At 64.8% G+C, this 24585-nt stretch carries 30 protein-coding genes; 11 read left to right on the top strand and 19 right to left on the bottom strand.

Features of this window, described 5'->3' with window-relative positions:
* Positions 1-8: 8 nt before the first annotated feature.
* Both OIT41_RS06730 and OIT41_RS06735 read right to left on the bottom strand, forming a co-directional pair.
* On the bottom strand, positions 9-212 hold the full coding sequence (locus OIT41_RS06730) for a hypothetical protein (protein ID WP_241707874.1): 204 nt from the start codon (positions 210-212) through the stop codon (positions 9-11).
* Positions 209-748 carry a MarR family winged helix-turn-helix transcriptional regulator gene (locus OIT41_RS06735; RefSeq protein ID WP_241707873.1) on the bottom strand — a complete coding sequence of 180 codons (540 nt, stop codon included), beginning with the start codon at positions 746-748 and terminating at the stop codon, positions 209-211. Before OIT41_RS06735 ends, OIT41_RS06730 begins: the two co-directional genes overlap by 4 nt.
* Before the next feature lie 41 nt (positions 749-789).
* Here OIT41_RS06735 and OIT41_RS06740 point away from each other — a divergent pair, with 41 nt between their 5' ends.
* The 4 genes from OIT41_RS06740 (at position 790) to OIT41_RS06755 (ending at position 7368) form a co-directional block, all read left to right on the top strand.
* Positions 790-2304, top strand: coding sequence for a DHA2 family efflux MFS transporter permease subunit (locus tag OIT41_RS06740; RefSeq protein WP_264637621.1), 1515 nt, complete (start codon positions 790-792; stop codon positions 2302-2304).
* Between the two features lie 62 nt (positions 2305-2366).
* A complete protein-coding gene (gene lgt, locus OIT41_RS06745; RefSeq protein WP_241707871.1) occupies positions 2367-3257 on the top strand; it encodes a prolipoprotein diacylglyceryl transferase in 891 nt (296 codons plus the stop codon).
* A gap of 255 nt (positions 3258-3512) precedes the next feature.
* Entirely contained in the window at positions 3513-5780 is a 2268-nt protein-coding gene (locus tag OIT41_RS06750; protein WP_264637622.1) for a transglycosylase domain-containing protein, read from the top strand.
* A 130-nt stretch (positions 5781-5910) separates the two neighbouring features.
* Positions 5911-7368: a cation:proton antiporter gene (locus OIT41_RS06755; RefSeq protein ID WP_264637623.1), complete on the top strand. Its 1458-nt coding sequence runs from the start codon at positions 5911-5913 to the stop codon at positions 7366-7368.
* 318 nt (positions 7369-7686) lie between these two features.
* Here the strand turns inward: OIT41_RS06755 and OIT41_RS06760 are convergent, their stop codons facing one another.
* The 9 genes from OIT41_RS06760 to OIT41_RS06800 all read right to left on the bottom strand — a co-directional run bounded on the left by OIT41_RS06760 (position 7687) and on the right by OIT41_RS06800 (position 14538).
* A complete protein-coding gene (locus OIT41_RS06760) occupies positions 7687-7902 on the bottom strand; it encodes a helix-turn-helix transcriptional regulator (protein ID WP_264637624.1) in 216 nt (71 codons plus the stop codon).
* 512 nt (positions 7903-8414) lie between these two features.
* Entirely contained in the window at positions 8415-9485 is a 1071-nt protein-coding gene (locus OIT41_RS06765) for a YihY/virulence factor BrkB family protein (RefSeq protein WP_264637625.1), read from the bottom strand.
* A 93-nt stretch (positions 9486-9578) separates the two neighbouring features.
* Positions 9579-10154 carry a DUF3618 domain-containing protein gene (locus OIT41_RS06770; RefSeq protein WP_264637626.1) on the bottom strand — a complete coding sequence of 192 codons (576 nt, stop codon included), beginning with the start codon at positions 10152-10154 and terminating at the stop codon, positions 9579-9581.
* On the bottom strand, positions 10151-10576 hold the full coding sequence (locus tag OIT41_RS06775; protein ID WP_264637627.1) for a phage holin family protein: 426 nt from the start codon (positions 10574-10576) through the stop codon (positions 10151-10153). Before OIT41_RS06775 ends, OIT41_RS06770 begins: the two co-directional genes overlap by 4 nt.
* The gene (locus OIT41_RS06780) at positions 10573-11523 is read right to left on the bottom strand and encodes a hypothetical protein (RefSeq protein ID WP_264637628.1); all 951 of its coding nucleotides are present in this window, start codon (positions 11521-11523) and stop codon (positions 10573-10575) included. Before OIT41_RS06780 ends, OIT41_RS06775 begins: the two co-directional genes overlap by 4 nt.
* 201 nt (positions 11524-11724) lie before the next feature.
* Positions 11725-12480 carry an HAD family hydrolase gene (locus tag OIT41_RS06785; RefSeq protein WP_264637629.1) on the bottom strand — a complete coding sequence of 252 codons (756 nt, stop codon included), beginning with the start codon at positions 12478-12480 and terminating at the stop codon, positions 11725-11727.
* A gap of 469 nt (positions 12481-12949) precedes the next feature.
* Positions 12950-13225: a hypothetical protein gene (locus OIT41_RS06790; protein WP_241707848.1), complete on the bottom strand. Its 276-nt coding sequence runs from the start codon at positions 13223-13225 to the stop codon at positions 12950-12952.
* 244 nt (positions 13226-13469) lie between these two features.
* On the bottom strand, positions 13470-13922 hold the full coding sequence (locus OIT41_RS06795) for a J domain-containing protein (protein WP_264637630.1): 453 nt from the start codon (positions 13920-13922) through the stop codon (positions 13470-13472).
* A 190-nt stretch (positions 13923-14112) separates the two neighbouring features.
* Positions 14113-14538 carry an Hsp20/alpha crystallin family protein gene (locus OIT41_RS06800; protein WP_264637631.1) on the bottom strand — a complete coding sequence of 142 codons (426 nt, stop codon included), beginning with the start codon at positions 14536-14538 and terminating at the stop codon, positions 14113-14115.
* 132 nt (positions 14539-14670) lie between these two features.
* On the opposite strand from OIT41_RS06800, the gene OIT41_RS06805 reads away from it, so the two are divergent.
* Positions 14671-14829, top strand: a complete 159-nt coding sequence (locus tag OIT41_RS06805) for a MerR family transcriptional regulator (protein WP_264637632.1) — start codon at positions 14671-14673, stop codon at positions 14827-14829.
* 236 nt (positions 14830-15065) lie between these two features.
* Entirely contained in the window at positions 15066-15221 is a 156-nt protein-coding gene (locus OIT41_RS06810) for a hypothetical protein (protein ID WP_171983377.1), read from the top strand.
* Positions 15222-15389: 168 nt separating this feature from the next.
* Here OIT41_RS06810 and OIT41_RS06815 read toward each other — a convergent pair whose 3' ends face one another.
* Positions 15390-15812: a hypothetical protein gene (locus OIT41_RS06815; protein ID WP_241710973.1), complete on the bottom strand. Its 423-nt coding sequence runs from the start codon at positions 15810-15812 to the stop codon at positions 15390-15392.
* Positions 15813-15983: 171 nt separating this feature from the next.
* On the opposite strand from OIT41_RS06815, the gene OIT41_RS06820 reads away from it, so the two are divergent.
* The 4 genes from OIT41_RS06820 to OIT41_RS06835 all read left to right on the top strand — a co-directional run bounded on the left by OIT41_RS06820 (position 15984) and on the right by OIT41_RS06835 (position 20444).
* Positions 15984-17069, top strand: a complete 1086-nt coding sequence (locus OIT41_RS06820; RefSeq protein WP_308196871.1) for an acyl-CoA dehydrogenase family protein — start codon at positions 15984-15986, stop codon at positions 17067-17069.
* The gene (locus tag OIT41_RS06825) at positions 17063-18442 is read left to right on the top strand and encodes a bifunctional PIG-L family deacetylase/class I SAM-dependent methyltransferase (protein WP_241710970.1); all 1380 of its coding nucleotides are present in this window, start codon (positions 17063-17065) and stop codon (positions 18440-18442) included. The genes OIT41_RS06820 and OIT41_RS06825 overlap by 7 nt, the downstream gene beginning before the upstream one ends.
* Positions 18429-19256 (top strand): glycosyltransferase, encoded by an 828-nt coding sequence (locus OIT41_RS06830; protein ID WP_264637633.1) that lies wholly within the window; start codon positions 18429-18431, stop codon positions 19254-19256. The genes OIT41_RS06825 and OIT41_RS06830 overlap by 14 nt, the downstream gene beginning before the upstream one ends.
* A gap of 147 nt (positions 19257-19403) precedes the next feature.
* Positions 19404-20444 (top strand): hypothetical protein, encoded by a 1041-nt coding sequence (locus OIT41_RS06835; RefSeq protein ID WP_241710966.1) that lies wholly within the window; start codon positions 19404-19406, stop codon positions 20442-20444.
* Between the two features lie 86 nt (positions 20445-20530).
* On the opposite strand, the gene OIT41_RS20935 is transcribed toward OIT41_RS06835, so the two are convergent.
* From OIT41_RS20935 to OIT41_RS06855, 6 genes are all read right to left on the bottom strand, one after another.
* Positions 20531-20722 (bottom strand): pentapeptide repeat-containing protein, encoded by a 192-nt coding sequence (locus tag OIT41_RS20935; RefSeq protein ID WP_350309778.1) that lies wholly within the window; start codon positions 20720-20722, stop codon positions 20531-20533.
* Positions 20723-20725: 3 nt separating this feature from the next.
* Positions 20726-20782, bottom strand: a complete 57-nt coding sequence (locus OIT41_RS20940; RefSeq protein ID WP_413542322.1) for a hypothetical protein — start codon at positions 20780-20782, stop codon at positions 20726-20728.
* Positions 20783-20797: 15 nt separating this feature from the next.
* The gene (locus OIT41_RS20865) at positions 20798-20956 is read right to left on the bottom strand and encodes a hypothetical protein (RefSeq protein WP_319801845.1); all 159 of its coding nucleotides are present in this window, start codon (positions 20954-20956) and stop codon (positions 20798-20800) included.
* A gap of 254 nt (positions 20957-21210) precedes the next feature.
* Complete coding sequence (locus tag OIT41_RS06845; RefSeq protein WP_264637634.1) at positions 21211-21735, bottom strand: AAA family ATPase; 525 nt, start codon at positions 21733-21735, stop codon at positions 21211-21213.
* 323 nt (positions 21736-22058) lie between these two features.
* Positions 22059-22490 (bottom strand): ASCH domain-containing protein, encoded by a 432-nt coding sequence (locus OIT41_RS06850; protein WP_241708724.1) that lies wholly within the window; start codon positions 22488-22490, stop codon positions 22059-22061.
* A 137-nt stretch (positions 22491-22627) separates the two neighbouring features.
* The gene (locus OIT41_RS06855) at positions 22628-23101 is read right to left on the bottom strand and encodes a DUF805 domain-containing protein (protein WP_241708725.1); all 474 of its coding nucleotides are present in this window, start codon (positions 23099-23101) and stop codon (positions 22628-22630) included.
* A gap of 277 nt (positions 23102-23378) precedes the next feature.
* Between OIT41_RS06855 and OIT41_RS06860 the strand changes: the two genes are divergently transcribed.
* A complete protein-coding gene (locus tag OIT41_RS06860) occupies positions 23379-23645 on the top strand; it encodes a three-helix bundle dimerization domain-containing protein (RefSeq protein WP_264637635.1) in 267 nt (88 codons plus the stop codon).
* Positions 23646-23699: 54 nt separating this feature from the next.
* Here the strand turns inward: OIT41_RS06860 and OIT41_RS06865 are convergent, their stop codons facing one another.
* Positions 23700-24572: an SGNH/GDSL hydrolase family protein gene (locus OIT41_RS06865; RefSeq protein ID WP_241708727.1), complete on the bottom strand. Its 873-nt coding sequence runs from the start codon at positions 24570-24572 to the stop codon at positions 23700-23702.
* Between the last annotated feature and the right edge of the window lie 13 nt (positions 24573-24585).

Here is a 24585-nt window from a genome sequence, read left to right on the forward strand (position 1 = left end):
TCGCGTTTCTAGGGGTGTTCCCGCGCGAGGCTTTGGTGTTGGTTGAGGGCCCGCAGTACGGCGACGGCGGTCCAGAGGGCGGCGAGGTTCCACCACCAGGGACCGGCGGGCAGTGCCAGGGCGAGGACGACAAGAACAGTGACCGCTGTGATGTCGAGCAGGAGAACCGGCCAATACCTGTCGGTGCGTGGCGGCCGGGGCGTGCCCGTCACGGCCGTGTCCCGCTTTGCCGTGCCTGGTCCCGGTTCCGGGTCTGGTCCTCGGCTTCCAGCAGCGCCGCGAGGGCGGCCAGGGCAGGGACGGCGTTTTCTATTACGTTCTGGTAGGCCTCCGGGAGCCGTTCCAAGGCTTGGCCGAGCCTTCGGTCGTTGGCGGCCTGCCATGCTGCCAGTATCTCCGTGCCGGTCTGCGTCAGGATCAGGTTCACGGCCCTGCGGTCCCCCGGACGGGGGGTGCGTTCCACGAATCCTGCGGTCACCATTTGCTGGACCAGGCTGCTGACGGTGTTGGTCGCCAGCCGTTGGCGGTCGGCGAGGTCACTGACCCCCATGCCGGGCTCATCGGCAAGGCGTTGCATGACCTCCACCTGGGCCATGGGCAGGGATTCCCAGGGGAACTCCTGCCGCACGCTGGAGCGCAGGACCCGCCGCAGACGCGTGATCACCCCGGTCAGCGACCAGGCATCGGCGCCGGCATAGTCACGGACCGCCGGGTCGGTGGCCGGGTCGGACGCATTGACGGTGTTCATGCCATTAGCCTAACCCGGTATTCCCCCTATAGAATAGTTCTGTGACCGAACAACTTTCTTCAGGCACAGCCCCTTTCTCCTCCGCTCCGCCCACCGGCTGGGGGAAGCTGTGGCGGGAACCGGCCAGGCCTGACTGGATCCGGCGACGACCCGGTGCGCCGTGGCTGGTCGTGGCAACGGTGTGTATCGGCGCGTTCATGGGCCAGCTGGATGCCAGCATCGTGACACTGGCGGTGCCGGCCATCAGGACTGACATGAACGCCACCCTCGCCCAGGTGGAGTGGGTGGCGCTGATTTACCTTCTGGTGCTGGTGGGCAGCATCTCGGCGGTCGGCCGACTGGCGGACATGGTGGGGCGGAAGCTGCTCTACACCTATGGGTTCGCCCTGTTTACCCTCGCTTCCCTGGGGTGCGCGCTTGCCCCCGACATCACCTGGCTCCTGGTGGCCAGGGCTGTCCAGGCGGTCGGCGCGGCCATGTTGCAGGCCAACAGTGTTGCCCTGATCCGGACGAGCATGCCTGCCGGGAAGCTTGGTAAGGCCATCGGCCTCCAGGGTGCCGCGCAGGCCATCGGCCTGGCCATGGGCCCTTCGGTCGGAGGCCTCCTGATCGGCCTGGGTGGGTGGCGGTGGGTGTTCTTCGTCAACATCCCCGCAGGGATTATCGGGTTGCTGTTGGGCTGGTTCCTGCTCCCGCGCACCCACCTCAAGGCCCCCCGTGCCCGGCTGGACTGGCTGGGGCTGGTTGCCCTGATGCCGGCCGTCGGGGCCCTGCTCCTGGCTTTGTCGGAGGCGGCCAGGCTCGGTTTCGGCAACTCCGTTGTTCTCGGACTGCTGGGCGCATCGCTGGTTCTTTTCGTTCTCTTTGCCCTGCGGGAACGCCGGGCAAGACACCCCTTGGTAGACCTGTCGCTGTTCAGGTCCGGGACATTCAGCCGGGGCGTCGCGACCGGTCTGCTGGGCTATCTCGTGCTGTTCGGGGTCCTGTTCGTCACACCGCTGCATCTGGAATCGGAGTATTTCCTTCCCCCGGCCCAGGCCGGACTGCTGCTGACGGTCCTGCCGGTCTCATTGGGACTCGTTGCACCGGTTGCGGGTCTGCTGGCGGACCGATTCGGCGCCCGGTTGCCGGCGTCCGCAGGCATGGGACTGGCCGCAGCCGCGCTGGCCGCGCTCGTCTTCTCCTCCCATGATCTGTGGGTCACGGCAGCCGCCCTCGCGGCCATGGGTCTGGGGCTTGGCCTGTTCACCCCAGCCAACAACGCCTCCGTGGCAGCGGCCGGACACGACCACCAGGCCGGCATGGTCAGCGGCGTCTTGAACATGACCCGGGGCGTCGGAACCTCCCTGGGCGTCGCCCTGGGCGCCGTCGCGTACTCCCTCGCCAACGCCCTGGGCAACAGTGCCGGAGCCCCGGCGGTCCCCGGACTCGGTTTCCGGATCGCGGTGGCGCTCTTCGCGGTGCTCGGTGCCGCGGCAGCCATACTGTCGTTTCTGGGACGGCGCGCCCGCCCCAAGGCTCTTCCGGCTCGGGAGGACCATTCGGAACCCGGCTGACCTCAAGGTTGCCGAGCAACACTGTTTTTGCCCTAACTTCCCGAACAGGATCCCGAATCTCCATGACTGCCTCTGATTCCTTCTTCCCCTCGCCGACCGTCAGCGCCTTTCACCTAGGCCCCCTGACCATCCACTTCTACGCGCTGTGCATCCTGGCCGGGATCGTGCTGGCCGTCTGGCTGACGTCCCGGCGTTGGACCGCCCGCGGCGGTGCGCCCGGGCAGGTCCTGGACATTTGCCTCTGGGCGGTGCCCGCAGGGATCATCGGGGGCAGGCTCTACCACGTCATCACCGATCCCGAGCTCTACTTCCTTCCGGGAAAGAATCCGTGGAATGCCTTTGCTATCTGGGACGGAGGCCTGGGGATCTGGGGCGCCGTGGCCTTGGGCGTCGTGGGGGCATGGATCGGCTGCCGCAGGGCGAAGGTGTCTTTGGTGGCGTTCCTGGACGCAGTGGCGCCAGGTGTGGTTTTTGCCCAGGCCCTGGGCCGGTGGGGTAACTGGTTCAACAACGAGCTCTACGGGGATCCGACCGCTCTGCCGTGGAAACTCCAGATCCATCAGATGGATGCTGCAACTGGCTCGGCGGTGACCGATCCCTCGGGCGCGCCGGTGGTCCTGGGCTATTTCCAGCCCACGTTCCTCTACGAGTCCCTGTGGTGCGTCGTCGTCGGGCTTCTTCTTTTGTATGTGGACCGGCGCTTCACCCTCGGGGCGGGAAGCGTGTTCTCCCTGTATGTCGCCGGCTACACGGCGGGGCGCTTCGCTTTTGAACTGATGCGCTCCGACTATGCCAACCTGATCCTCGGGCTCCGGGTGAACACCTGGGTTGCCGGCCTCATCTTCCTGGCGGGCGCCGTCGCGTTCGTCCTGCTGTTCCGGCGCAGACGCTCGACGGCCGTGCCTGGGGATTCCGCGCCGGACTCCTCTGAACCGCTGACTACAGGCAGCTGACCCTCAGAGCCCGCATGACGGCGCGGAACCGACCCAGCCCGCACCCCGCCCACGTGTGCGATTTGCGGGCAATGCTCACCACCCGGGCACTTGAGAGACGCGGGGCACGACGCCCGACAACCAACCCGATCCATCGCCAGAGAACCTGAGGAAGATATGTTCAATCGGATACGAATTCGGCCTTGGCCCCGTGAACGAGGCATGCTTCCGCACGGTGCTGGGTCCGATCCGGCCCGGAGCCCTGCGCCGGCCGCTGTGACTTCCGGCAGGAACCCGCTCCTGGACACGGGAACAACGCTCGGCCGGATCCTGCTCTTCCTCGGCGTGAGCGCCGTCTGCGGGATGCTCGTGGCCGGCCTGATGGTCCCCGCCGCAGCGGTGGCCGGGATCACAGCGAGCGGCTCGGCCCAGTTCTTCAACGGGCTGCCCAGTGAGCTGACTGTGGCACCTGCCGGGCAGGTGACGAGGGTACTCGCAGCAGACGGATCCCAGATCGCGACGCTGTTCAACGAGAACCGCACCCAGGTTCCCCTCGAGCAGATGTCCCCGAACATCAAGAACGCCATCGTCGCGATCGAGGATTACCGCTTCTACCAGCACGGCGGCATCGACCCGACCGGCATCCTGCGCGCCCTCGTGACGAACAGCGGCGGGGCCCGGCAGGGCGCCTCCACGTTGACCCAGCAGTACGTGACCAACGTGCTCAACGAGAACCTCATCGCCCAGGGCAAGGACGCCCAGGTGGTGCTCAACGGCCAGAAGACCATCAACGACAAGCTCCGGGAGATGAAGCTCGCCATCGGCCTCGAGAAGCAGTTCACGAAGGACCAGATCCTCGCCGGCTACCTCAACATCGTCGGCTTCAACGCCAACGCCTACGGCATCCAGGCCGCCAGCCAGTACTTCTTCTCCGTTGACGCCAAGGACCTTACGGTGCCCCAGGCGGCCCTGCTCGCCGGCCTGGTCAACGGACCCTCGCTGTTCGACCCCACCCAGCACCCGGTGGCGTCCAAAACGCGGCGGGACCTGGTGCTCGATGCGATGCTCCAGCACGGCTACATCAACCAGCGGCAGCACGACGACGCCGTCAACACCCCGATCCAGCTGAAGGTCAACCCGCCCAAGCAGGGCTGCGCCTACGCCGTCCAGGCCCAGTACTTCTGCGATTACGTCCTCCACCAGATCCAGAACGACCCGGCCTATGGCGCGACACAGGAGGACCGGATCCAGAAGATCATGCGCGGCGGCCTGACCATCAAGACCACCCTGGACCCGCGCCTCCAAGGACCCGCCCAGGCCCAGGTCGACGCCACGACCGGGACGAACCCGGACAAATGGGGCGCCTCCCTCGTGACGGTCCAGCCCGGCACAGGCAAGGTCCTCGCCATGGCACAGAACTCCCGTACGCTCGCCGGCCAGGGCACAAGCTTCGTCTCGACCTACAACTTCAACGTCGACCGCGCGGACGCCAACGGCAACGACCTGGGCGGCGTGGGCGGCATGCAGCCCGGCTCGACCATGAAGCCGGTGACCCTCGCGGCCTGGCTCGGCGAAGGCAAAACAACGAACCAGATTGTCGACGCGTCAAGGCGTCGCTACGGCGTCAACTACCCGTGGAAGACGACATGCGGGGCCGTCCATGGCTGGTTCGACAGCACTCTTCCACCCTCCACGGACCTGCAGAACGACGAACCCGGCTGGTACCGGCCCATGACCGTCCGGCAGGGCATCTACAACTCAATCAACACCGCGACGTTCGCGTCCCTGGCCGGCCTGAACGACTTCTGCGACGTCCAGCGGGCGGCCGACGCCATCGGCCTGCACCTGGGCGACGGGAACGACAAGAAGATCGACCTCTCGACCCTGGGTAATATCCTGGGCAGCCAGAACGTCGCCCCCCTGACGATGGCCAACGCCTTCGCTACCTTCGCCGCGGACGGCACGTACTGCGCACCCATCTCGATCGCCGAAGTCGACGACGCCTCGGGCAAGAGAATCGGCGGGCAGGCATCGGCGTGCCAGCCGAACGCCCTGAAACCGGATGTCGCCAAGGCGACCACCAATGTCCTCGAGGACGTCCTCACCAAGGGCTCCGGCCTGCTCATCCCGCAGAAGCTCGGCGTCCCGGACGCCGCCAAGACCGGCACCAACCAGTACAACAACCAGACCTGGGTTCTTGGCTACACCAAAGGCCTGGCAACGGCGTCCTTCTTCGGAGACCCCTTCAACGGCGGTCCCTCCCGGCTCGGACGCGACATCACGGTCAACGGCAGATACTACCCCGTGGTCGACGGGGCCTACATCGCCGGACCACAGTGGGCGCAGTACATGCAGCAGGTCGTCGGTCTCTACGACCACGGCGACTTCGACGCCCCGCCGCAGAGCCTCATCGGCGGCTCCGCGGCACAGACCCGCAGCAGCGACCAGGCCACCGGAGGGACCCCGAGCCAGGCACCGCAGCCGAGGGCGCCCCAGGCCCCGACAGCCCCGTCGAAACCCGGCAACGGAAACGGGAAGGGCTGATGCCCTCATCGCGGCAGGCCAGGTCGGGCCTCGGTCGACGGAGCGTGGCAGCGATTCTTGACAGGTCAAGCTCTGGCTTCTGACACCGGCTTCAGTTCCCGGTGCCCGTTCGCGGCGTAGCATTCAACACGTGATCGACCTCGAGCCGTTTTCCCTCATCATGCTCTTGGTCGCGGGCGCTCTGCTTGCCGCCGTGTTGACCCATCGCCTCAGCGCCCGGCTCCGTGTACCCGCGCCGGCCTTGTTTCTCTTGGCCGCGTCCCTGGCCTCCGATGTTGTACCCGGGCTCGAACACATCCCGGTGACTGTGGATGAACGAATCGTCACCGTTGCCTTGGTATTCATCCTCTTCGATGGCGGCATGCACATCGGCTGGCACCGGTTCCGTCAATCAGCCGGGGCCATAGCGTGGATCGGGATCGCCGGAACCGCGGCAACGGCAGCCGCCCTGGCACTGGCCGCTCATGCGTTTTTTGGATTCGGTTGGGGCGCGGCCCTGCTCATCGGTGCGGCCCTGTCCCCGACAGATCCCGCCGTCGTGTTCTCCGTCCTGGGCGGCCGGGAAATCACCGGCCGCACAGGCACCATCTTGGAGGGTGAATCGGGGGCGAACGACCCGGTCGGCATCGCCTTGATGATCAGCCTGCTCGGCGCCACAGGTGGCGGGCTTGACGCCGTGGCCGTCGGCACAGCGGACTTCATGCTCCAAATGGCCGTCGGTGCTCTCATCGGTTTCTTGGCCGGACATGGCTTATTGGCGCTGATGCGCAAGGTTGCCCTGCCGAACGAAGCCCTGCACTCGGTGGGAACGATGGCGGCTGTTGCCTTCATCTATGCCGCAACGACCTTGCTCCACGGTTCAGGGTTCTTGGCAGTGTTTCTGGCAGGAATCATCATCGGCGACCAACGCGCCCCTCACAAACGCGACATCGAACGCTTCAGCGCCGGCATCGCCAGCCTGGCCGAAATCGTCGCGTTCACAGTTCTGGGGCTCAGCGTCCCGCTCCTGGAGGTCCTCCGCTCCGGCGAGCTGGGGACCGGGCTGGCCCTTGCCGGCCTGCTCATCCTCATCATCCGCCCCGCCCTTGTCGGATTGCTCACAATACCCATCCGGCTGCGCCGCGGCGAACGCGCCTTCATCCTGCTCGCCGGCCTCAAAGGAGCCGTCCCGATCCTGCTGGGCATGTTCATCCTCAGCGCCGGACCGCCCGATGCGTCACGCATCTACTCCATTATCTTCATCGTCGTCCTGACCTCGGTCATCGTTCAAGGCACACTCGTGCCCTACCTAGCCGCACTCCTGCACGTGCCGATGCGCCGCATCGACCCGGAACCCTGGGGCATTGGCCTGCGGTTCACCGACGAACCGCACGGACTGCACCGCCACGTCGTCGAGCCCGGATCCCCGGCGGATGGCTCGACCATTGCGGAGATGGCCCTGGGCGAATCAGGGTGGATCAGCATGATCCGACGAGACGGCCAGCTCATCCAAGTCCGCGGCGAAACCACACTGCATGCCGGTGACGTCGTGCTCGCCCTCTCGGATTCGGAAACCGGGCTCGCACGACTCTTCCAACAACCCGGGTAAAGCCCCGCGAGCCGTAGCCCGGGGCCTCATGGACCATCGGGAATTATCCGGAACACCGGATAGTTCAACGCGGTTTCCTTGAACGGGCTACATCGTCCCGGTCAGATTTCTGCGTCGTTGTGACAAAGGATCTACCGCTGGGCATAAGGGGCAGGAGCGCAACTTGGGGGACCGGGAACAATCCAAAACTTCGGGAGGAAATGAGCGGAGCGCCGAAGGAAGTTTTGGATTGCGAGCGGCGCGCAGCGCCCTGGTTGCGCGGAGGACCCGCCCAGCGATGATCGAGCATCAGAACGACAAAAGCCGCTGGTAAAGCGCCTAATCTTCCATGCGCAAGGATAACCACGAATTGCATTCACTCCGGCTGATCCACAGATGGCGGCCGATTCGGTAGGCACGGGGGCCGACGTGCTTCACCCGCCACTGGTAGAACGTCTGCTCAGGAATTTGCAAATGGGTGCAGATGTCTTTCGGGGTCAGCCATTGTTCGTCGGCAGTGTCCGCCGCACTTCTGTGGTCTGGCGTCGTGGTCATCGGTGTCTCCGTCGTGTCCGCGGATTGGTCGTCGGCGGAAGTGCCGATTGTGTTCCTGGTTCATGGGGACGACGGGGACAGGTGGCATGACGATGGGCTGAGACCGCGGCCAAGTGATCGATTCGACCTTGGCACGGCCACCCAGCCACGGCGATTCGCCCCGCGCCTTGGTTCAAGTCCGAGTAGCCCTACCCGAAAAGGGCCCCTGAGCTGCGGAAACGCAGTTCAGGGGCCCTTTTGACTTTTAGGGTTCCAAGGTCGCCACCCACCGGAATCGAATTGAGCCCGTTCCCGACCGCTCAGTGACGGGACCAGCATGACGATGATCCACGTGAGGTTGCCCAGGCGCTCCTCCTTCAGTCAGGAGCTGGACGCAGGTCGGAGGCCGAGCCATCCTCAAAGCCGGCGCCAACGGCGGACTGGTCCATTAGCCTGGCGTTTGGTGCTCATCCGTCGATCCGGACCCTGATCACTGCTGCCGGGTCCGGGTCAATCCGCGTTCCGGGTCCGGGTCAATCCGCGTTCCGGGTGTGTCGCGCGCTAAGCCTTTCGCCGTCGACCACATCTTCTTCTTCCCGTTTCTCAAGTTTCCCGTTGCGCTTCGTTCCGCGAGGCGGGAGCTGGATGGCTTCTTCGGCGTCGATTCCTGCCTGCAGTTCCCGCCCGCGTTCCATTTCGGCGTCGAACTCTGCGCCGAACAGGAGGGACATGTTCAATATCCATAACCACAGGAGCATCACGATGACACCCCCTATTGCCCCGTAGGTCTTGTTGTAGTTGCTGAAGTTGGCCACGTAGAAGCCAAAGCCGAGCGATGCAAGGATGAATGCCAGCAAAGCGATGAAGGAGCCGATGCTCATCCAACGGAACCGCGGCTGCTTCACGTTAGGGGTGACGTAGTACAAGACCGCGATGATCAAGACCACCAGCAGGACGACGACGGGCCATTTTGCGAAGCTCCAGACCGTCAGGAGGTCTCCGCCAAGGTTGACTGCCCTCCCCACGGCGTCGGCCACGGGTCCGCTGAGCACGAGCATGCCGGCGATCAGGGCCACGAGCATCACCGCAAACACAGTGACGCCGAGCATGGTTGCGCGGAGTTTGATGAACCCGCGCCCTTCGTCCACTTCGTAGACGCGGTTCATGGCCCTGCTGAAGGCTCCCACATATCCGGACGCCGACCACAGCGCAGCGGCGAGACCGAGTACCAGGGCGAAGCCGGCCGACGTCGAGGTCGTGAGCTCTTCAATGGGCTGGCGGATGGTGTCGATGGTGGATCCCGGGGCGATGCCTTGGAGAAGGTCCAGGAGCGCGGAGGTGCTCTTGCCTGCCTGCCCGAAAATACCAAGAAGGGAGACGAGCGCAAGCAATGCAGGGAAAAGGGAAAGCACCGCGTAGTAGGTCAGCCCCGCGGCGGCGTCCGGGCACTGGTCCTTGGCGAACTCCCGGAAGGTCCTCTTGGTTATGTAGGTCCAGGTTGGCTTGGCGATGTCCGTGGGCCTGTCCGGTTTTCGGGCATCATCGGCATCCGGGGCTGTTGCTGCCTTGGCCTTGCTGCTTTCGGCGGGGCTGTTCGTCGTCATGGATGTCCCTCATTCCAGAGCGGGCTGGAGGCGTACTGTCCTGTATGCCGCATTGGCCTGACAGCACGCCTCCGTGTGGTGGATCCGTGTGGATCAGGCCGGATGGATCCTGTCCCTGGCCGCTGTGGTGCTGTCCGTTACGTCGGAAACGGCGGTCTGGGATTCTTCCTTGACGTTTTCGACTGCCTCAGTGGCCGCGGACTTCACGTTGTCCAGCGCTTCCTGGGCCGGCTCCTGGAGATCCCGGGCCACGTCCTGAGCCGCCGCGGAAAGTTCGGTGGTCAGGGGTTCGGCCGCTTCCTTCAGGGCCGCAGCTGCCTCCTTTTCCTTATCGCTTGCCGGGATCAGGGAAGCCACCAGCAGCCCGGCGCCGAAGGCTATCAACCCGGCCGCCAACGGGCTGCCTTGGGTCTTGCCGGCCAGGCGGTGCGGCACGTCGCCTATGGCCGCACCGGCGTCGTCGATCGCTGATCGCCCGCCATCTGCCACCCCATCCGCAGCACCCGTGACGTTCTCCTTCACGCCGAAGACGGCGTCTTTGACTTTTTCGGTTTGGCGTCGGACTACGTGAGATGGCGTCACTTTATCTGCCACTGCGTCAACGTTGGTGCCAAGGCGCCGGCGGGTTTCCTCTATCTCGGAACGGATATCATCCGGGTTTTCACTCATCGTTGCTCCTCGCGTGGTTTGAGTGTTTCTGGGATTTCCTGGACTGTTGCGGCTGTCTGGGGCATGCCTTTGACGGCTTTGAGTTCCTTTCGGCCTATCGACGCCAGTACAGCGGCCACGATCGCCCAGAGGACAGCCACGACGACGGCGGACCAGCCCAGGCCCATCAGCTCGCCTAGTGCGTACCAAAGGGCGAGGGAAAGGAAGAGGAGGACAAAATGTCCGGCAAGGCCGGCGCCTGCCAGCATTCCGGCACCTTTGCCTGCCTGCGCCGTGGACTGCTTCAGTTCAGCTTTGGCCAGCTCCACTTCCTGGCGCATCAGCGTGGAAATGTCCCGCGTGACCTCGCCCAGAAGGTCTCCCAGCGATGTCGATTCCGCTTTGGCCTGCGCGGGCGTCGGCGGGATGTGGCTCTCGGTCATCGCGACTCACCGCTGGTGGGCTCGACGCCGGGCCCGCTCCCGCCGTCGGCTGCGTCGTTTCCTGCCAGGGGAGCAGGAGAACCAAGACGGTGCGAACGGTCACGGATGAATGGATCCTCGGCTGTCCCGCCGTCAGGCCACGGATCGGCTTCCGGCTCGGTGACCGGCGCGGGTTGAGGCAGGGTTCCGGGATCGCCTGCAGGCGCAAAGGTCCCATCCCCCGGGCCGGTGCCGGGGTTCGGGTATCCAGCGGTCGTCGTGGCGGGTCCAGGGAGCTGGACCGGAGGAGGGGGCACTGTCATCCCTGGCCCGGGGACGAAAGACCGGTCCCCGCTGCGGTTCGGCTGGACGGCTGCCCGCCCGGGGGCCGTTCTTTGCGGAGTGCGCTCAGCGCCGGCACTCAGTCCGCGGCTCAGGCGGCCGGCCAGGACGCCTGCTCCGGCGGCCAGAAGGAGGAACGCGCCGGGACGCTGTCGCGCGAAGGTCTTCACTTCGTCCAGGAGGGAGCCCGGATCCCGGTCTTCCAGCCAGGTCGCCACGGACGAAGACCGTTGGGCGGCTTGCCGCACCAAATCCGTTGCGACGCCGGGTTGTTCCGAAGCGGTGGCCATGGAATGCAGTTCCTCCGAGATGGATCGAAGGCCTGCCGCGACTTTTTGCTGTTGCCTTCCGGCCTGGTCCGTGAGGTCCAGCCTGGCCTGCTCCAACAGATCCCTTGCGCTTGAATTCACTTCAGAGGCAACGTTCGCAACTTCGGATTTCGCGGTTTCGACGACGTTCATCGCAGAGTCCCCGGCCTGCTCGGCCACGTTCCCTGCTTCGTCCTTGATGGTTTCCGTCGTCGGCATGCCGCGGTTCTGGGTCTGCGGCGGGTGAACTTGCGCATCCGCTGGTCGCTCGGTGGCCGGCGGGGGCGTGTCATTCCCGTCCCATTGGTTCTCTGTCATCTTCGCTCTCTTTCCAAGAAGGTCGGCTGCGGATCAAGAACCAGAAATACTGGCAGTTAAGATAGTAAGCATGCTTACCTTCCGAGCGTAACCCCTTGTCCATGAATCCGGCGGGAAAGGTCCGCGAACTGCGCCGGGGAACGGCTTGGCCGCGCTTTGCGGGGCATTTCCTGGCCGAGGATGGGGATGCTTTTGCGGCGACTATCCCGACGTGTTGTCCGTAGGTGCCCCTGGTGCGGTTCCGCGGGATTCCGCACCATCAATCCGGCGGGCAAGTTTTCCAATGGAACTGGCGTCCAGTCGATGGAGGAGCGCTCTTGGTCCCGAATAGACTTCGACCGCTCCCGCTTCAAAAAGCTCGGCTGCACTGATTCCGCCGCATGTGAGGCCGATCGTTTCGATGCCGAGCCGGGCGGCAGCCTTGACATCCCAGACGGAATCGCCGACGAATACCACATCTGCGGCCTTTAGATGCAGCTTCTCAAGTGCGGCCAGAAGAATGTCGGGGGAGGGTTTGCTCTCGGCGGCGTCGGCCGAACTTGTCGCACAATCGATCCAGGGTTCGGCGTCGAGAATGCCTCGGAGCACCTGAAGATCCCGCTCGTTTGCCGAGGAAGCCAACGCCACGGCCAACCCTGATTCCACGCACCCTTGCAGGAGTGTCCTTGCCGATTCGAAAGGGCGGATAGCGGGCCAAAAGGTCGAGAATATCGAGCCGTGAGCGCGCTCGACCGTAGCGCGGATATCCCGATCGGAGTCCGCGGGGAGTAGCCGCTCAAGCAGTTTGTCTCCACCCATGCCGATGTGACGGTGGATTGATGCCATCGGCACGTCCAGCCCCTGTTGCCGGAAGGCCTGCCACCACGCCATTGTGTGGAAATAGGTGGAATCAACGAGGGTTCCGTCCACATCGAACAGGACCCCGACGTCTTTGGCGCTTTTCGGTTGGTCATTCATGAGTGGCAACCTTCCTTTGGCTGCTCCGGCCCCGGGCCATGAGGAGATTCCGGGTAAAGCATTCGCGGGTGGACGGTCCTTGACCGTGCTGCCCCAGGGTGCAGCACAATATTGTAAGTATACTTACTGAAAGGAACGCCAGACCTTATTGCGGAGGCCGCGTGGAACACCGGACGGAGTACAAGCCGGGACCTTCACGGTAGAAACAAGTAGCCGTTACTCAATCGCCGGGCCGTTTCGGCGGTTTACGATCGGCGCGAGGGCGATTTCCTGGAAGACGCTCTCGGCGGTAGCTGCGCCAATGCCCGGCACAGGGTGACACCGGGCATTGGCGCGCTTCATTTCCCAGGTACGGCGCTCAGTAGGTCGGCGGACCGTTCAGCGCAGCCCGGCCGGCCCGCTGCGGCGGGCGCGTTCAGTCCGCCGTACTGCCCTACTTGCCATGCCGTGGGCGCCATGGTGTCCGGGTTTAGTCGCTGCTGTTGAGGATGTAGTCCACTGCTGCCGGCCCTGTCATACGCAAGCCTTGGAAAACGCCCTTCTTGCCTTTCCCGTTCTTTTCCGTCTGGAGGCCCGCGATCCGGAGGGCCGTGCGGAAGGCGTGATCGGGGAGGGGGACTTTGCGGTTAAGGGAGCACCAGCTGACGTAGAGCCCATAGAACGCGTCGGCGTTGAGTCCTGAATCGTTCGTGTCATCTTTGATGATGCAATCCTCGAGGAACTGGCTGATCTGTGGAGGGGTCATGGTGCGCTCCGGGTCATTGATTTCTCATCCGGGTATTGTCCATCAGGGCCCGGACTATGGCAGGAAGCTTCCGGCCAGTCCGGGTACGGTATTCAGTGCTGGGTTCCTTGGGTGAACTCCTTGGCGCTGTTCCTTTGCCCCAGCGCTGTTCGAAGCGTTCGCAGAACGCGTGCATCAATTGATTGTCGAATGAGCTCAGGTACTCATGGAGGCTCCTAGTGATTGCGTGGGTGGCTTTGGGCGCTCAGCGCCCTATCCGCAGGATCAGCGTGTAACCGTTTGGGAGATTTAAACATTGCCAGCCCGGCGATCCCGGGGACCGTCCGCCGGGCGGCTCCCGGATAACCGGTCCAATCAGCAGCGAGGCGGCGGGTAGTAGCTGCTCTGAGGTCCACACGGAGGCTTCGTCCGGCCGCTGCCGCTTCGTGTCCGTAGTTGGCTGCCGGTGTTCCCGGTCGTAGGTCGCCCGCTTTTCCCGGTTGCCGAGGATGGCATAGGCAGCCATGATGTCCTGCAGCTCCTGGAGCTCCTCCTGCAATTCCGGTTCCGCCGGACCGGGATCACGAGCCACACGGGCAGGCCGGGTGTCCGGGTGCCGGCCGCGCACGAGCGTGCGGTAGGCGCGGGTCACCTCACGCGCCGTGGCGGTCGGGTCGATATGCAGGATGTCGTAGGGATTCGGGCCGTTGTTCCTCATCGTAGGTGCTTGGTTCAGGTGGGCGGGGGGATGGTCCCCGGCCTGTTCGGCCGGGGACCATCGTTGCGGGAGTCATCCTCGGGGCCTCATCCGTGCGCTGGCTGCGCTGTGGCGTGGTCTGTGAACTCGACCGCCCTTTGCGTGTGGTGGGCCGATGGGGTGCTCCCGGTCCGGGAGGCTGCGCCGAGGGTCAGGCGCTGATTTCCTGGCGCTGTTTTCCGGCGGTTTCGATTTCGATGCGGCGCGGCTTTGCTTTCTCCGCCACCGGGATGCGCAGGGTCAGGACTCCGGCGTCGTAGCTTGCTTTGACACCGTTCGTGTCCAGCGCGTCGCCGAGGATGAGCTGGCGGCTGAAGACGCCGCGGGGACGTTCGGAGGCAATCATTTCGGTGCCCTCGCCGACGGGGTCCGGGCGTTCGGCCTTGACAGTCAGGACGTTGCGTTCGACGTCGATGTCCACCGAGTCCACGTTGACTCCGGGCAGATCGAAGGCGACAACGAAGTCCTCGCCTTCGCGCCAGGCGTCCATCGGCATCGCCGCCGGCCGTGCCGTGGTGCCGAGCACCTGCTCGGCCAGCCGGTCGAGTTCACGGAACGGATCCGTTCGCATCAGCATGGTGTGTCACTCCTTGCGGATCGAAGTTTTTGTTGTCAACCCAGCCGATCTATGGTGGCTGGTATATATTTCTTATAGCACCATGAATGGATCAGGGCAAGCCTGATTTTTGAAGGATTTTGGAGGTACCCGATGGGGCAGGCCGAGGACCGGGGGAGGGGCGTGTATGCGATTTCCGTCGCCGCCGAACTGGTGGGGACGGGTCAGCAGAACCTGCGCCTCTACGAACGCAAGGGCTTGTTGGAACCGGGCAGGACCCGCGAACGCTACACGGAACGCCGCTCGGCCTAGGTCAGGATGAGCAGGGAGAACCGGGAAAGGGAAGATGGAGTCTGACCGTGGCACAGGACTGGGGTTCGGGACCAGGAGCTTGCGGCGGCCGCCATTGACGACTTCCGCGAATCGTCGGACGCAACGGCTCATCCGGTACCGGCCAGTACCACTGGAAACGCTGTTCCGCGCGGAGTAGATTAGGGCCAGCCGCCGACCCGGGGCTGTTCGAGAACACAATTTGGGAGGTAATGGTAATGAGCGCGTTGCTTTGGATCCTGGCCGTTATCGCGATCGTTTTGTTCATCATCGGCGGCACGGTCAAGGCTGTCGGCTTCCTGCTCTGGATCGCTCCGATCGTGCTTGTGGTCGCTGTGATCATGTTCTTCGTCAACCGCGGCCGAAGCGTCTAAGCCCCGATCACGCAAGGGAATCGCGGGTTGGCCTGTGCTGGTGCACGGGCCTTTCGCCGTGCAGGTGGCCTTTCGACGTGCTGGTTACGGTCTGAATTTCGGTACGGCGAGTTGACCCGCGGTTCTCAGATGCCCAGCGGGATCGATGGGGATGGCATTCTGGCTTCCTCAGCCCCTGCCCATGCCGACAGAAGGATCCTCGTCGGATTCGAGGGCCTCGGACGTCCCGTCCTGGGGGTCAGGCTCCGGAAGGCCGGCAGGCCCTGGAACCCGGCTCCTGGCAGCTTCTGCAGAGGCACCTTCCGCCCCGGGGCTCCGGCCAGCATCAGTTGAATCCAGACTCTCGGCAGAGGTCTGTGAGTTGCCTTCACGAAGGCCAGATGAGGGTGCATCGACTGACGAGCCACCAGCGCCCGCGGCTTCGCGTGCGGCTGCTGTGGCGTTGGTGGCCTCGCTGACCGAGGAGTTCCCTTTGATGGGCTCGCCAGGCCTTCCGGGGTGGGGTACATGCCCGTCGTCGTTTGGTTCTGACGATCGGGCGAGGTCCATGGCGCTCTCCGCTGCCTTGCTGATTTCGTCGCGCGCACTCATCATGCCTCCCAAGGTCCGGCGGAGCCGGGGTTTCCGGCACCTTCAATCCCAGATTAGTCAGTATGCTGATTAATTCGCTGGAGTCGGGGGGCGCTTGTTGGCCGGTTGGTAATAAGCCTGCTTACTATTAACCGCAGGAAATGGTTTGGTCTAGGTGATGCGGAGGAAGAGATGAACATGCACCGCCCGGGCTATGACAAGACGAGCAAAGGCGTGCGGCTGGGGAAAGCTCCACTGCCTGAGGACGTCGAGCGACTGTTGTCGCAGGCAGATGAACGGGTAGGCGACGTCCCCGCGTTGCTGGCACTGGCCGAGATGACAGCACGGACGATGCCGGATCCCGGCGAAGGCGAGACGGCACGGCTGTGGGAGATCCTGGCGTCGCTGGCCGCAGTCGACGTTGCTGCTGCGCGCGTCTTCGAACCACACCTGGACGCCGGCGCCATTCTGAAGCAAGCGGGGCAGGAGGCCCTTTTCGACGGCACATGGGGTGTGTTCGCCGCCGAGGGGCCGGGGCATGTTCTTGAGGCGCGGGATGCCGGGCAATCCACATCGGCGGGGTCCGGCGTGACGCTGTCCGGCTCGAAGCCCTGGTGCTCCCTGGCCGGCGATCTCGACCATGCAATCGTCACTGCGCAGACGCAATCGGGCAGTCGCCAGGCATTCGCCGTGGACTTGCGCTCCCCGGGAGTGAAAGTCGAAGAACCGCTCTGGATTAGCCACGGCCTCCGCGAAATTCCCAGTGGCACGGTGCATTTCGCTGACGTCCCTGCGGTCCCGGTCGGCGAGCCGGGCTGGTATTTCGATCGACCCGGTTTCGCCTGGGGAGGCATCGGCGTCGCCGCTTGCTGGCTGGGCGGCGCCGTCGGCCTCGTCCGCACGTTCAAGGACGCCCTCGCACGCCGGGAACCGGACCAGATCGCGCTTTCCGGCCTTGGCGAAGCGGACCGTTTGCTCGCATCCGGATTCGAGCTGCTCCGCAGCGCGGCGGCCAGGATTGACGGCGGCACCTTAGGCGATCGCGAAGACAGCAACGATGCGTGGGCGCACGCCTTGCGGATCAGGGGCAACGTGGCTGAGATTGTGGAAAGAATCCAGGACACCGTCGGTGAGAACCTGGGCCCGGCCCCGCTGGCCCGGGATGAGCGACATGCCAAGCGGGTTTCCGATCTTCGCCTCTACGTCCGGCAACATCACGGCCAGCGCGACGACGCCCAACTCGGATCACTGGTCTTGAAGGGCGCAAACACATGGTGACTTTTGCACATGCCGATGCAGGCACGGCTGAGGACGAGTGGCTGAGGGCGGGGGTGGATCTGCTGCCTGAGCTCCCACTGGACGATGCCGAACTGGCCGGCCGAAGCGTCGTCGTGCTTGCTGCCCATCCCGACGACGAAACTCTCGGTGCCGGTGGCCTTATCACCCGGCTGGTGGACTTGGGGGCCGCTGTCAGAGTTGTGCTGTGCAGCGCGGGCGAGGCCTCGCACCCGCACTCTCCGACCACCACCCCTGGCGAGCTGGCAAGGCTCAGGGTACGGGAGTTCGAAAACGCGATGGCCGCGTTGGGTGTGGGCGCCCGTTGGACGAACCTGCGGCTCCCCGACGGCCAGCTCGGACGTCACCGCCCGGCGATCCGCGACGCCTTGCGGGCTGCCGTCCGGGACGCTGGCGGGAGCCTGCCCTCCGACGTCGTGCTGGTGGCGCCTTTGCGGGGGGACGGCCACCCCGATCATGACGTCGTCGGCTCCGTTGCCGCGGAACTCGCCGAAGCGGAGGGTCACGGGCTCCTCGAATACCCGATCTGGTACTGGCTTTGGGCCAATGTAGCTGACGCGCGATGGCGCAGCTGGGTGCGGTCGGAACTGACGGCGCGCGGCCGGGAAGCCAAGTCCGCGGCCTTGCAGGCCCACCGCTCACAGATGGAACCTCTCTCAGGACGGCCTGGTGACGAAGCACTCCTGCAGGAGCGTTTCGTCGACCATTTCCGCCGGACGTGGGAGACCTTTGCATGGACTCCTCCTTCAGGCGGGAACACAGCGGCCGACGCGGAGCGCGTTTTCGACGCCGTTCACCTTGCATCCAGCGACCCCTGGGATTATTCGAGCAGCTGGTACGAGAAGCGAAAACGCGACTTGACCATGGCGGCGCTGCCCGATCCGCGCTACGCCCGGGGACTCGAACTGGGCTGCTCCTCTGGAGTGCTGAGCGCCGAACTCGCCCAGCGCTGCGAGCAACTCCTCTGCGTGGATGCGAGCAGCCAGGCCCTCGCCTCGGCGGATGCCCGGCTTGCCGATAACCCAGGGGCAACGACGGCGCACATGACGGTGCCCACCCAGTGGCCCGATGGCCGGTTCGACCTCATCGTCATCTCAGAGGTGGGGTATTACTTGAGCCGCGCCGAGTTGGACGCCGTGCTCGACAAATCGGTGGATTCGCTCCTGCCGGGCGGGACATTGGTGATGTGCCATTGGCGCCATCCGATTTCTGGCTGGTCACTGGATGGAGACAGCGTCCATGCGGCCGCGCGGGGGCGGCTGCCCTGGCCTTCCGCCGCGGTGTACCGGGAGAAGGCCTTCATCCTTGAGACGTTCATCGCGGCCGCGGCCGGAAGCGCCGATGCCCGCGCCTAGCATTGAGGGCGGCAACCGCCCCATCCCTGGAATCCCGTCCGCACACGGTGGGCCAGTCGATGGCAGCATCGCCCATGTCGCCGTCGTGGTCCCCGCCCGCAACGAGGCCGAGCGCATCGCCCCGGCGATCCGCGCCATATGCCGCGCCGCCGCCGAGTTGCGCGCGCTGCGCCCCGGCGTGGGCATCGGCGTCGTGGTGGTGTTGGACGCGTGCGACGACGGCACGGGAGATGCCGCCGTCGACGCCGCAGGCTCCGAAGGGTGCCTCAGCCTCGTCGACGTTCGCCTGCACAGCGCCGGGGCCAGCAGGGCGGCCGGCATCCGGGCCGCCCTCGCCGCCACGACCACAGCCCCTGAACAGATCTGGCTGGCAAATACCGATGCCGACTCCGTGGTTCCACCGCATTGGCTCTGCGGCCAAGTGGACTTCGCCGAGTCCGGGGCTGACGCCGTGCTGGGCACCGTTGAGCCGGACCCTGGCGAGCTGGACAAGAGCCTGCTCAACGCGTGGGCACGCAGGCATCGCTTCGCCGAGGACCACCCCCATGTGTTCGGCGCGAACTTCGGCGTCCGGGCTTCGCACTACCTCGGAGTGGGCGGGTTTGAGCCCGTGCGCCTCCACGAGGACCGGATCCTGGCGGCGCGCCTCCGGCGATCCGGCAGCGCCGTAGTCGCGACGGACACCCTCCGGGTCATCACCTCCAGTCGCCTGCACGGCCGGGCGCTCCACGGGTTCGCCGGTTACCTTCGTGGCTTGGGCGAGGCGATGGCCATGCCTCCGGACACCGCAGCGGCGAGCAGCGCCACGAGCTAGGTATTTGAGCCCGTTATGGTCTGGCGTTCCGGGAGCGTCTCCAAGCGGGTGGCCGTCCTCCGTTCATCCCAGCGTTACCTCGCATCCATGCGGTGACCGGATGATGGCCCCGATGGGGAATCGACTATGACACTGAGGAACTTAACCATGGACATCAGACCTTCCCGCAAGCCCTTCATGTTCGGCGCTGTACTCTCGGCCGCAGTCCTCCTGAGCTGCACCGCCGTCCCGGCCAACGCCGCCCCTGCGTCTCCCTACACGGTCAAGTCCTTCGCTGCTGTCGGCGGCGAGAGCAAGCCAGATGACATCACGCGCCTTGGCAACAACATCTATGTGGCCTTCCAGAACGGCGTCGGCCCGATGGGCGAACCCTCCACGAGCGGTGCAACCGCGAGCACGATCCAGCAATACTCCCTCGACGGAACCCCGGGCGGGTCCTGGACGATTACGGGCAAGATCGACGGGCTGCACGCTGACGAGGCAGGCCAAAGGCTGCTGGTGACAACGAACGAGGACGGCAACTCCGCTTTCCACACCGTGACACCGTCCGGCGGCGCTGCCGCCGTGAAGGACTTCGCCTACACCGGACTGACGCACGGGGGCGGCACGGACACGGCTACGATCTACCAGGGCAAGATCTTCATCACCGCCTCGAACCCGTCCGACACCACCGGGCCGGCCGTCTACCAGGCGACGCTGAGCGGCTCGACAGCCGCCCTGGCCCCGGTCTTCACGGACAACGCCACCGCAACCGTCGCCAACTCCGGCTCGACAGGGACCACGGCCCTTGCCCTGACCGACCCTGACTCGGCGACAGTGGTCCCGGCCGACAGCCCCCGCTTCAAGAACCAGTTCGCGCTTGCCTCACAGGGCGACCAGCAGTTGATCTTCGCCGACCGCGCCGGGACCCCGCAGCAGTCGCTGCAGGTGCTCAACCTCAGCCAGCAGGTCGACGACACCGCCTTCGCGACGACGTCTCGGCAAACCCTGTGGATCACCGATCCCGACCACAACACGGTGCTCTCCGTCACCGGCCCGTTCGCGGCCGGCCAGGCACTCTCGACCGTGACGCCGGATGCCGCCCCGGACTACCTCGCGGCGCTGGACCTCTCGACCGGATCGCTCACACCGGTCGCGGGTCTGTCCTCGATCCACCCGAAGGGCTTGCTCTTCACGAGCGCACACTAGGTTCGCGTCCGCAGACGAAATCCGCGCGGCACCTTCCTTGGGAGGTGCCGCGCCGTCGTTCCCGGCCCCGCGGTGAGCGCTCATCCTCAATTCCAGTACGGGGTCATTGCCAAGCCGGAGGGGAGAAGAGTCGCGCGGCTCCCTTTCGCGGCGTTTAGCTGAGGCTGTGTCAGGTAGAGGGCCTTCGAGAGATCAGCGCCGTCAAGCCGGGCATCCCGCAAGTCTGCACCGAGCAGATCCGCACCCGATAAGTCACTGTCGCGCAGATCGGCGGCAATGAGTCAGGTCCCCCTCAGGTCCGCCCCGCACAGCCGGCAGAACCTGATGTCGCTGCCGATGAGATCGGCTCCGGGCTACAGGTTGGTGTCCAGATGATCGTCGCCGGCGGCGAAGTACGAGGCCCGTACTTCTTCGCTGACGTCGCCGAGTAGGTCGCCATGAATGACCTGTTCCACACCCTCAATGGCACCGTATTCCCCGGTAGCCAAGTTCAGCAGCCTTTCCTTTGGCATAGGTCCTTCGCCCCACGCGATCCGATCCGACTGGCTCCAGCACGACTGCTCCGGCGCGCCACATGACCCCTCGTCCTCCGGCCAAGCGTTTGGGCGCGCCCGAGGCTCCAAACGCCACTGGAACCTCGTGCGCTGGAGCTGAAAAGAGATCCACGGTTGCCATCCCTTCAATACTGCTTGCACCCGACACCGGCGGCGCCCGGCGTCCGCCAGGGGATCCCTCAGCGGACTCACCTGTCGGTTGTACCGTGCTCTCAGCGGCCAAGCACCGAATCCGCGATCCGGCGCGCGGCTTGCTCCGGCCTGATGTGCGTGGTGTCGATGACCTCGGCTTCATCGTGTAGCCACGTACGGGCTGCTTCGGCGTATGGCTCCAGGTATGCGAAGCGGAACGTCGAGGGTCCGAGGTCTTTGTCGTTCTGTATGCGTTCGCGGAGCGTGGCCTGATCGGCGTGGAGCACGAAATGCTGGATCGGGATGCCGTGCCCGGTAAGACCATCGCTGATCTCCCGCCAGTAGCTCTCGACCAGGACAGTCATCGGCATCACGAGGGTGCCTCCGGTGAATTCGAGCACGCGCCGAGCGGTTTCGACGACCAGTGGTCGCCAGGGCTCCCAGTGTTGGAAATTGTCCGTTGCGGGAAGTCCAGGCCTGATGTCCATGAGGACCTCACCGACCTTCTCAGCGTCGAGGACGCGGGCGTCGGGCAGCAATTGCTGCACGAGCGCGCTCGTCGTCGTCTTTCCCGCTCCGTGGGTGCCGTTGAGCCAAATGATCATGGACGGAACAGTAACGCAGTCAAGGATCATTTCCGGTGAATCGTCGATCTGGAGAGCGAGCAGGCTCGCCCACGCATGCCTTCTCGAAGCCGCGGCAGCGCACTGCCTCAGCGCGGGGACGTGGGAAGCGCTTTCGACCAAAGATCCCGATGACGCTCTGCGTATGCGGTTGCGCTCGACGACAGTGCTCGCCATCGCCGACCAGGTGTCACCCGGTCAGTGTTCGAAGGAGTTTCGGGATGCGGGTCTTGGCCTCGCATAGACCCCATACTGGACGACCGCACCCTCTAAAGGGGCCGGTCGGCCGGACTTTCGATGGAAGGCTAGCTCCGGAGAGATACGCGGAAGCGCACCAAAACAGCTTCCGTCGAGTCTGAGACCGCAAAAGTGGGATCTCGCAGGACGGCCCGAAAGTCGGAGCTATGCCAGAATTTTTCGTGGCCCACACGCCAGTCGGAGACTGCCTGGTAACCCTCGCCTTCGTCGATCGCGTGAGCTGCGTCAACGTCACCGAGGGGCACTACGCGAACCTCGGTAACTTCCGTGATGCAAACGGGTCGCCCTGACGAATCAACGACCACGCCCCGTTCACCGACCGCGGGTAATCGGTCTTCGGCTAGTTTGTATTGGACGAGGAGGGAGGTCGTCGCCGTCTTCCGTCCGTCAAGGATCGCGCTCACGAGTTCATCTCGCAGCGAGCCCGGAAACCCGTACTCTTCGACCGGCAGACCAGCAATTTCGTCGGGAGATAGCATCTGAAAATCCTAGGCCCTTGGTTGCCGGCCACGAAGGTAGGCGCGTCCAGCCTTGATGAGTCGTGAGGATGTTTCTGCATCGAAACACTGAAGGGCCACCGCGCGAGTGGCCCTTCAGCTTGTCCTCTGGTGTGGACTTATGCGGGGACGTCGAACCGCTGGCCTTCGGGCTTGGACGGCAGGATCGTCAAGATGAGCAGTGCCAGGCTCCCGAGGAACGGGACGAGGCCGATGAGGATCAGCCAGCCGCTGAAGTTCACATCGTGGAGGCGGCGGACAGTCAGGGCCAGGGACGGGACAATGACGGCCAGTCCCCAGATGACCAGGAGGATGACGCCGATCATCATGCCTGGGCCCGGGACTGTGGCACCGGAGTCATTGACGGTTGCACCGGCTGAGCCGGCCACCGACGTGATGATGTTCAGAACGATGCTCACGACGATGGAGATAAGCATCCACCACCAGTACTCGCTGCGGCTGGCCCGGCCGGTGAAGGTGGCGTACTTCTTGAAGAACCGGCGTGCTGCCTCACCGATGGGTGCACCGTAGTAGGGAGCCCAAAGCGGGACGTCACTGCCAAACTGGGTGGTCTGTTGCTGCTGGTACGACAAATGGATCTCCTAAATAGACGAGTAATGACGCTTTATCGTAGGGGGCCAAACCACCCGTCAAGTTGTACCGCAGATGAAATTTCGGTACGGCGTGTCGGAACTATGGATCGCACTCGGACGTTGAGGCACTTTCATGCGCGCCGGCGGCGAAAATCAGACATCCGGGAAACTCGCGCGCCAGGGCTTGTGGGCGTTCCAGCGCCCCCGTCCGTGTCGGCCCCTGCAGTACAACGTCATTTTGTTGACCTTCCTGCGCCCGGATCGGACACTTGGCCCTATGACGGGGGAAGACGAAGCGCGGGCCCTTGTGGCTGTCATCAACAACCTGTCCGAGCGGTTCCCCGAGATGCCACGCCCGGACATCGAGTCCGTGGTCGCTGAAGAGCACGGGAACTTGAACGGCGGCCCGGTCCGGGACTATGTCCCACTCCTGGTTGAACACGCAGCCAAGAAGCGCCTCACCAAATTGGCAGCCGAAGTCCGTGTGTCCGGCGGTCTCTCATCCGTACTTGCCCGGAAGCAGCCAGCGGTAGATAACCCGTAGGCGCCGCGTTGAGTTGGGGCTTCCGGGGTTGAGATGGAACCTCTGAGATCGCCGTCAGTTTGGCGGATCGTTACCCACGAATGTTCCCGGCGGCATCCAGGCGCCAAACACGGGGCCGGGATCCGGTCGCTTTGCGTGCCGCCCGTCGTCGGAGATTCCTTGTTTGAGGCGTTGCAGGACCCACGGGAACAAGTGGTCCCGCGCCCAGATAATGTCGTCCGCCCGGGCTTCGCGCCAGCTGCGTCCGGGCAGCGCTTTCGGAGTCATCGGCTCCAAGGTGTGCGGAACGTTGAGGGTATCGAGCACCATGATGGCGATGGTGTGCTGACCCAGGGGAGAGAAGTGCAGCCGGTCCGGATCCCACATCCGTGGGTGGGTGAGTTGACGCAGTGCCCAGAGATCGGCGATGACCGCATCGTGGCGGGCCGCAATCGTCCGTAGGTTCTCGTTGAAGATGGCCACCTTGGCGCGGGTCCGGCCCAGCACGGGCGTAGCGCCCCAGTCCGGGCCGGCGAACAGGACGACCGTCGCACCGGTGGAGGCCAGGAGCTGCACTCCGGCATCCATCCGGGCGGCGAGTTTGTCGGGATCGGTTCTACGGAAGATCAAATCATTGCCGCCGGCATTGAGCGTGATCAGATCCGGCTGCAGGGCCAGCGCGGGCCCAACCTGCTCGTCCAGGATCTGATGGAGCAACCTGCCACGGACCGCCAGATTCGCGTAAGCAAAATCTTCGTGTCCGGCGCTCAGTTCTTCCGCGACCCGGTCCGCCCAGCCTCGCAGGCCGCCCGGGCTGCGGGGCTCCGGATCTCCTACCCCTTCGGTGAAGGAATCACCCAGGGCCACATAACGGCTCCAGGGGTGCAGGCGGGCCCCCGGACCTACGGAGCCACCCTGCGCCGGACCATCGGCGCTGGGAGCGTTCATCCCTCCATACTGC

Source organism: Arthrobacter sp. YA7-1 (assembly GCF_025960325.1).
Classification (GTDB): Bacteria; Actinomycetota; Actinomycetes; order Actinomycetales; family Micrococcaceae; genus Arthrobacter; species Arthrobacter bambusae_A.

What these genes read in the sequence shown, in the direction of transcription:
- OIT41_RS06845 (WP_264637634.1), bottom strand. Translation starts at nt 21,735, where the DNA reads ATGATCATTTGGCTCAACGGCACCCACGGAGCGGGAAAGACGACGACG.
- OIT41_RS20865 (WP_319801845.1), bottom strand. Translation starts at nt 20,956, where the DNA reads ATGCCAAAGGAAAGGCTGCTGAACTTGGCTACCGGGGAATACGGTGCC.
- OIT41_RS06815 (WP_241710973.1), bottom strand. Translation starts at nt 15,812, where the DNA reads ATGAGTGCGCGCGACGAAATCAGCAAGGCAGCGGAGAGCGCCATGGAC.
- OIT41_RS06760 (WP_264637624.1), bottom strand. Translation starts at nt 7,902, where the DNA reads ATGACCACGACGCCAGACCACAGAAGTGCGGCGGACACTGCCGACGAA.
- OIT41_RS06770 (WP_264637626.1), bottom strand. Translation starts at nt 10,154, where the DNA reads ATGAGTGAAAACCCGGATGATATCCGTTCCGAGATAGAGGAAACCCGC.
- OIT41_RS06785 (WP_264637629.1), bottom strand. Translation starts at nt 12,480, where the DNA reads ATGAATGACCAACCGAAAAGCGCCAAAGACGTCGGGGTCCTGTTCGAT.
- OIT41_RS06835 (WP_241710966.1), top strand. Translation starts at nt 19,404, where the DNA reads ATGGACATCAGACCTTCCCGCAAGCCCTTCATGTTCGGCGCTGTACTC.
- OIT41_RS06780 (WP_264637628.1), bottom strand. Translation starts at nt 11,523, where the DNA reads ATGACAGAGAACCAATGGGACGGGAATGACACGCCCCCGCCGGCCACC.
- OIT41_RS06820 (WP_308196871.1), top strand. Translation starts at nt 15,984, where the DNA reads ATGAACATGCACCGCCCGGGCTATGACAAGACGAGCAAAGGCGTGCGG.
- OIT41_RS06735 (WP_241707873.1), bottom strand. Translation starts at nt 748, where the DNA reads ATGAACACCGTCAATGCGTCCGACCCGGCCACCGACCCGGCGGTCCGT.
- OIT41_RS06865 (WP_241708727.1), bottom strand. Translation starts at nt 24,572, where the DNA reads ATGAACGCTCCCAGCGCCGATGGTCCGGCGCAGGGTGGCTCCGTAGGT.
- OIT41_RS06825 (WP_241710970.1), top strand. Translation starts at nt 17,063, where the DNA reads ATGGTGACTTTTGCACATGCCGATGCAGGCACGGCTGAGGACGAGTGG.
- OIT41_RS06790 (WP_241707848.1), bottom strand. Translation starts at nt 13,225, where the DNA reads ATGACCCCTCCACAGATCAGCCAGTTCCTCGAGGATTGCATCATCAAA.
- OIT41_RS06795 (WP_264637630.1), bottom strand. Translation starts at nt 13,922, where the DNA reads ATGAGGAACAACGGCCCGAATCCCTACGACATCCTGCATATCGACCCG.
- OIT41_RS06800 (WP_264637631.1), bottom strand. Translation starts at nt 14,538, where the DNA reads ATGCTGATGCGAACGGATCCGTTCCGTGAACTCGACCGGCTGGCCGAG.
- OIT41_RS06765 (WP_264637625.1), bottom strand. Translation starts at nt 9,485, where the DNA reads ATGACGACGAACAGCCCCGCCGAAAGCAGCAAGGCCAAGGCAGCAACA.
- OIT41_RS06805 (WP_264637632.1), top strand. Translation starts at nt 14,671, where the DNA reads ATGGGGCAGGCCGAGGACCGGGGGAGGGGCGTGTATGCGATTTCCGTC.
- OIT41_RS06850 (WP_241708724.1), bottom strand. Translation starts at nt 22,490, where the DNA reads ATGCTATCTCCCGACGAAATTGCTGGTCTGCCGGTCGAAGAGTACGGG.
- OIT41_RS06860 (WP_264637635.1), top strand. Translation starts at nt 23,379, where the DNA reads ATGACGGGGGAAGACGAAGCGCGGGCCCTTGTGGCTGTCATCAACAAC.
- OIT41_RS06775 (WP_264637627.1), bottom strand. Translation starts at nt 10,576, where the DNA reads ATGACCGAGAGCCACATCCCGCCGACGCCCGCGCAGGCCAAAGCGGAA.
- OIT41_RS06810 (WP_171983377.1), top strand. Translation starts at nt 15,066, where the DNA reads ATGAGCGCGTTGCTTTGGATCCTGGCCGTTATCGCGATCGTTTTGTTC.
- lgt (WP_241707871.1), top strand. Translation starts at nt 2,367, where the DNA reads ATGACTGCCTCTGATTCCTTCTTCCCCTCGCCGACCGTCAGCGCCTTT.
- OIT41_RS06830 (WP_264637633.1), top strand. Translation starts at nt 18,429, where the DNA reads ATGCCCGCGCCTAGCATTGAGGGCGGCAACCGCCCCATCCCTGGAATC.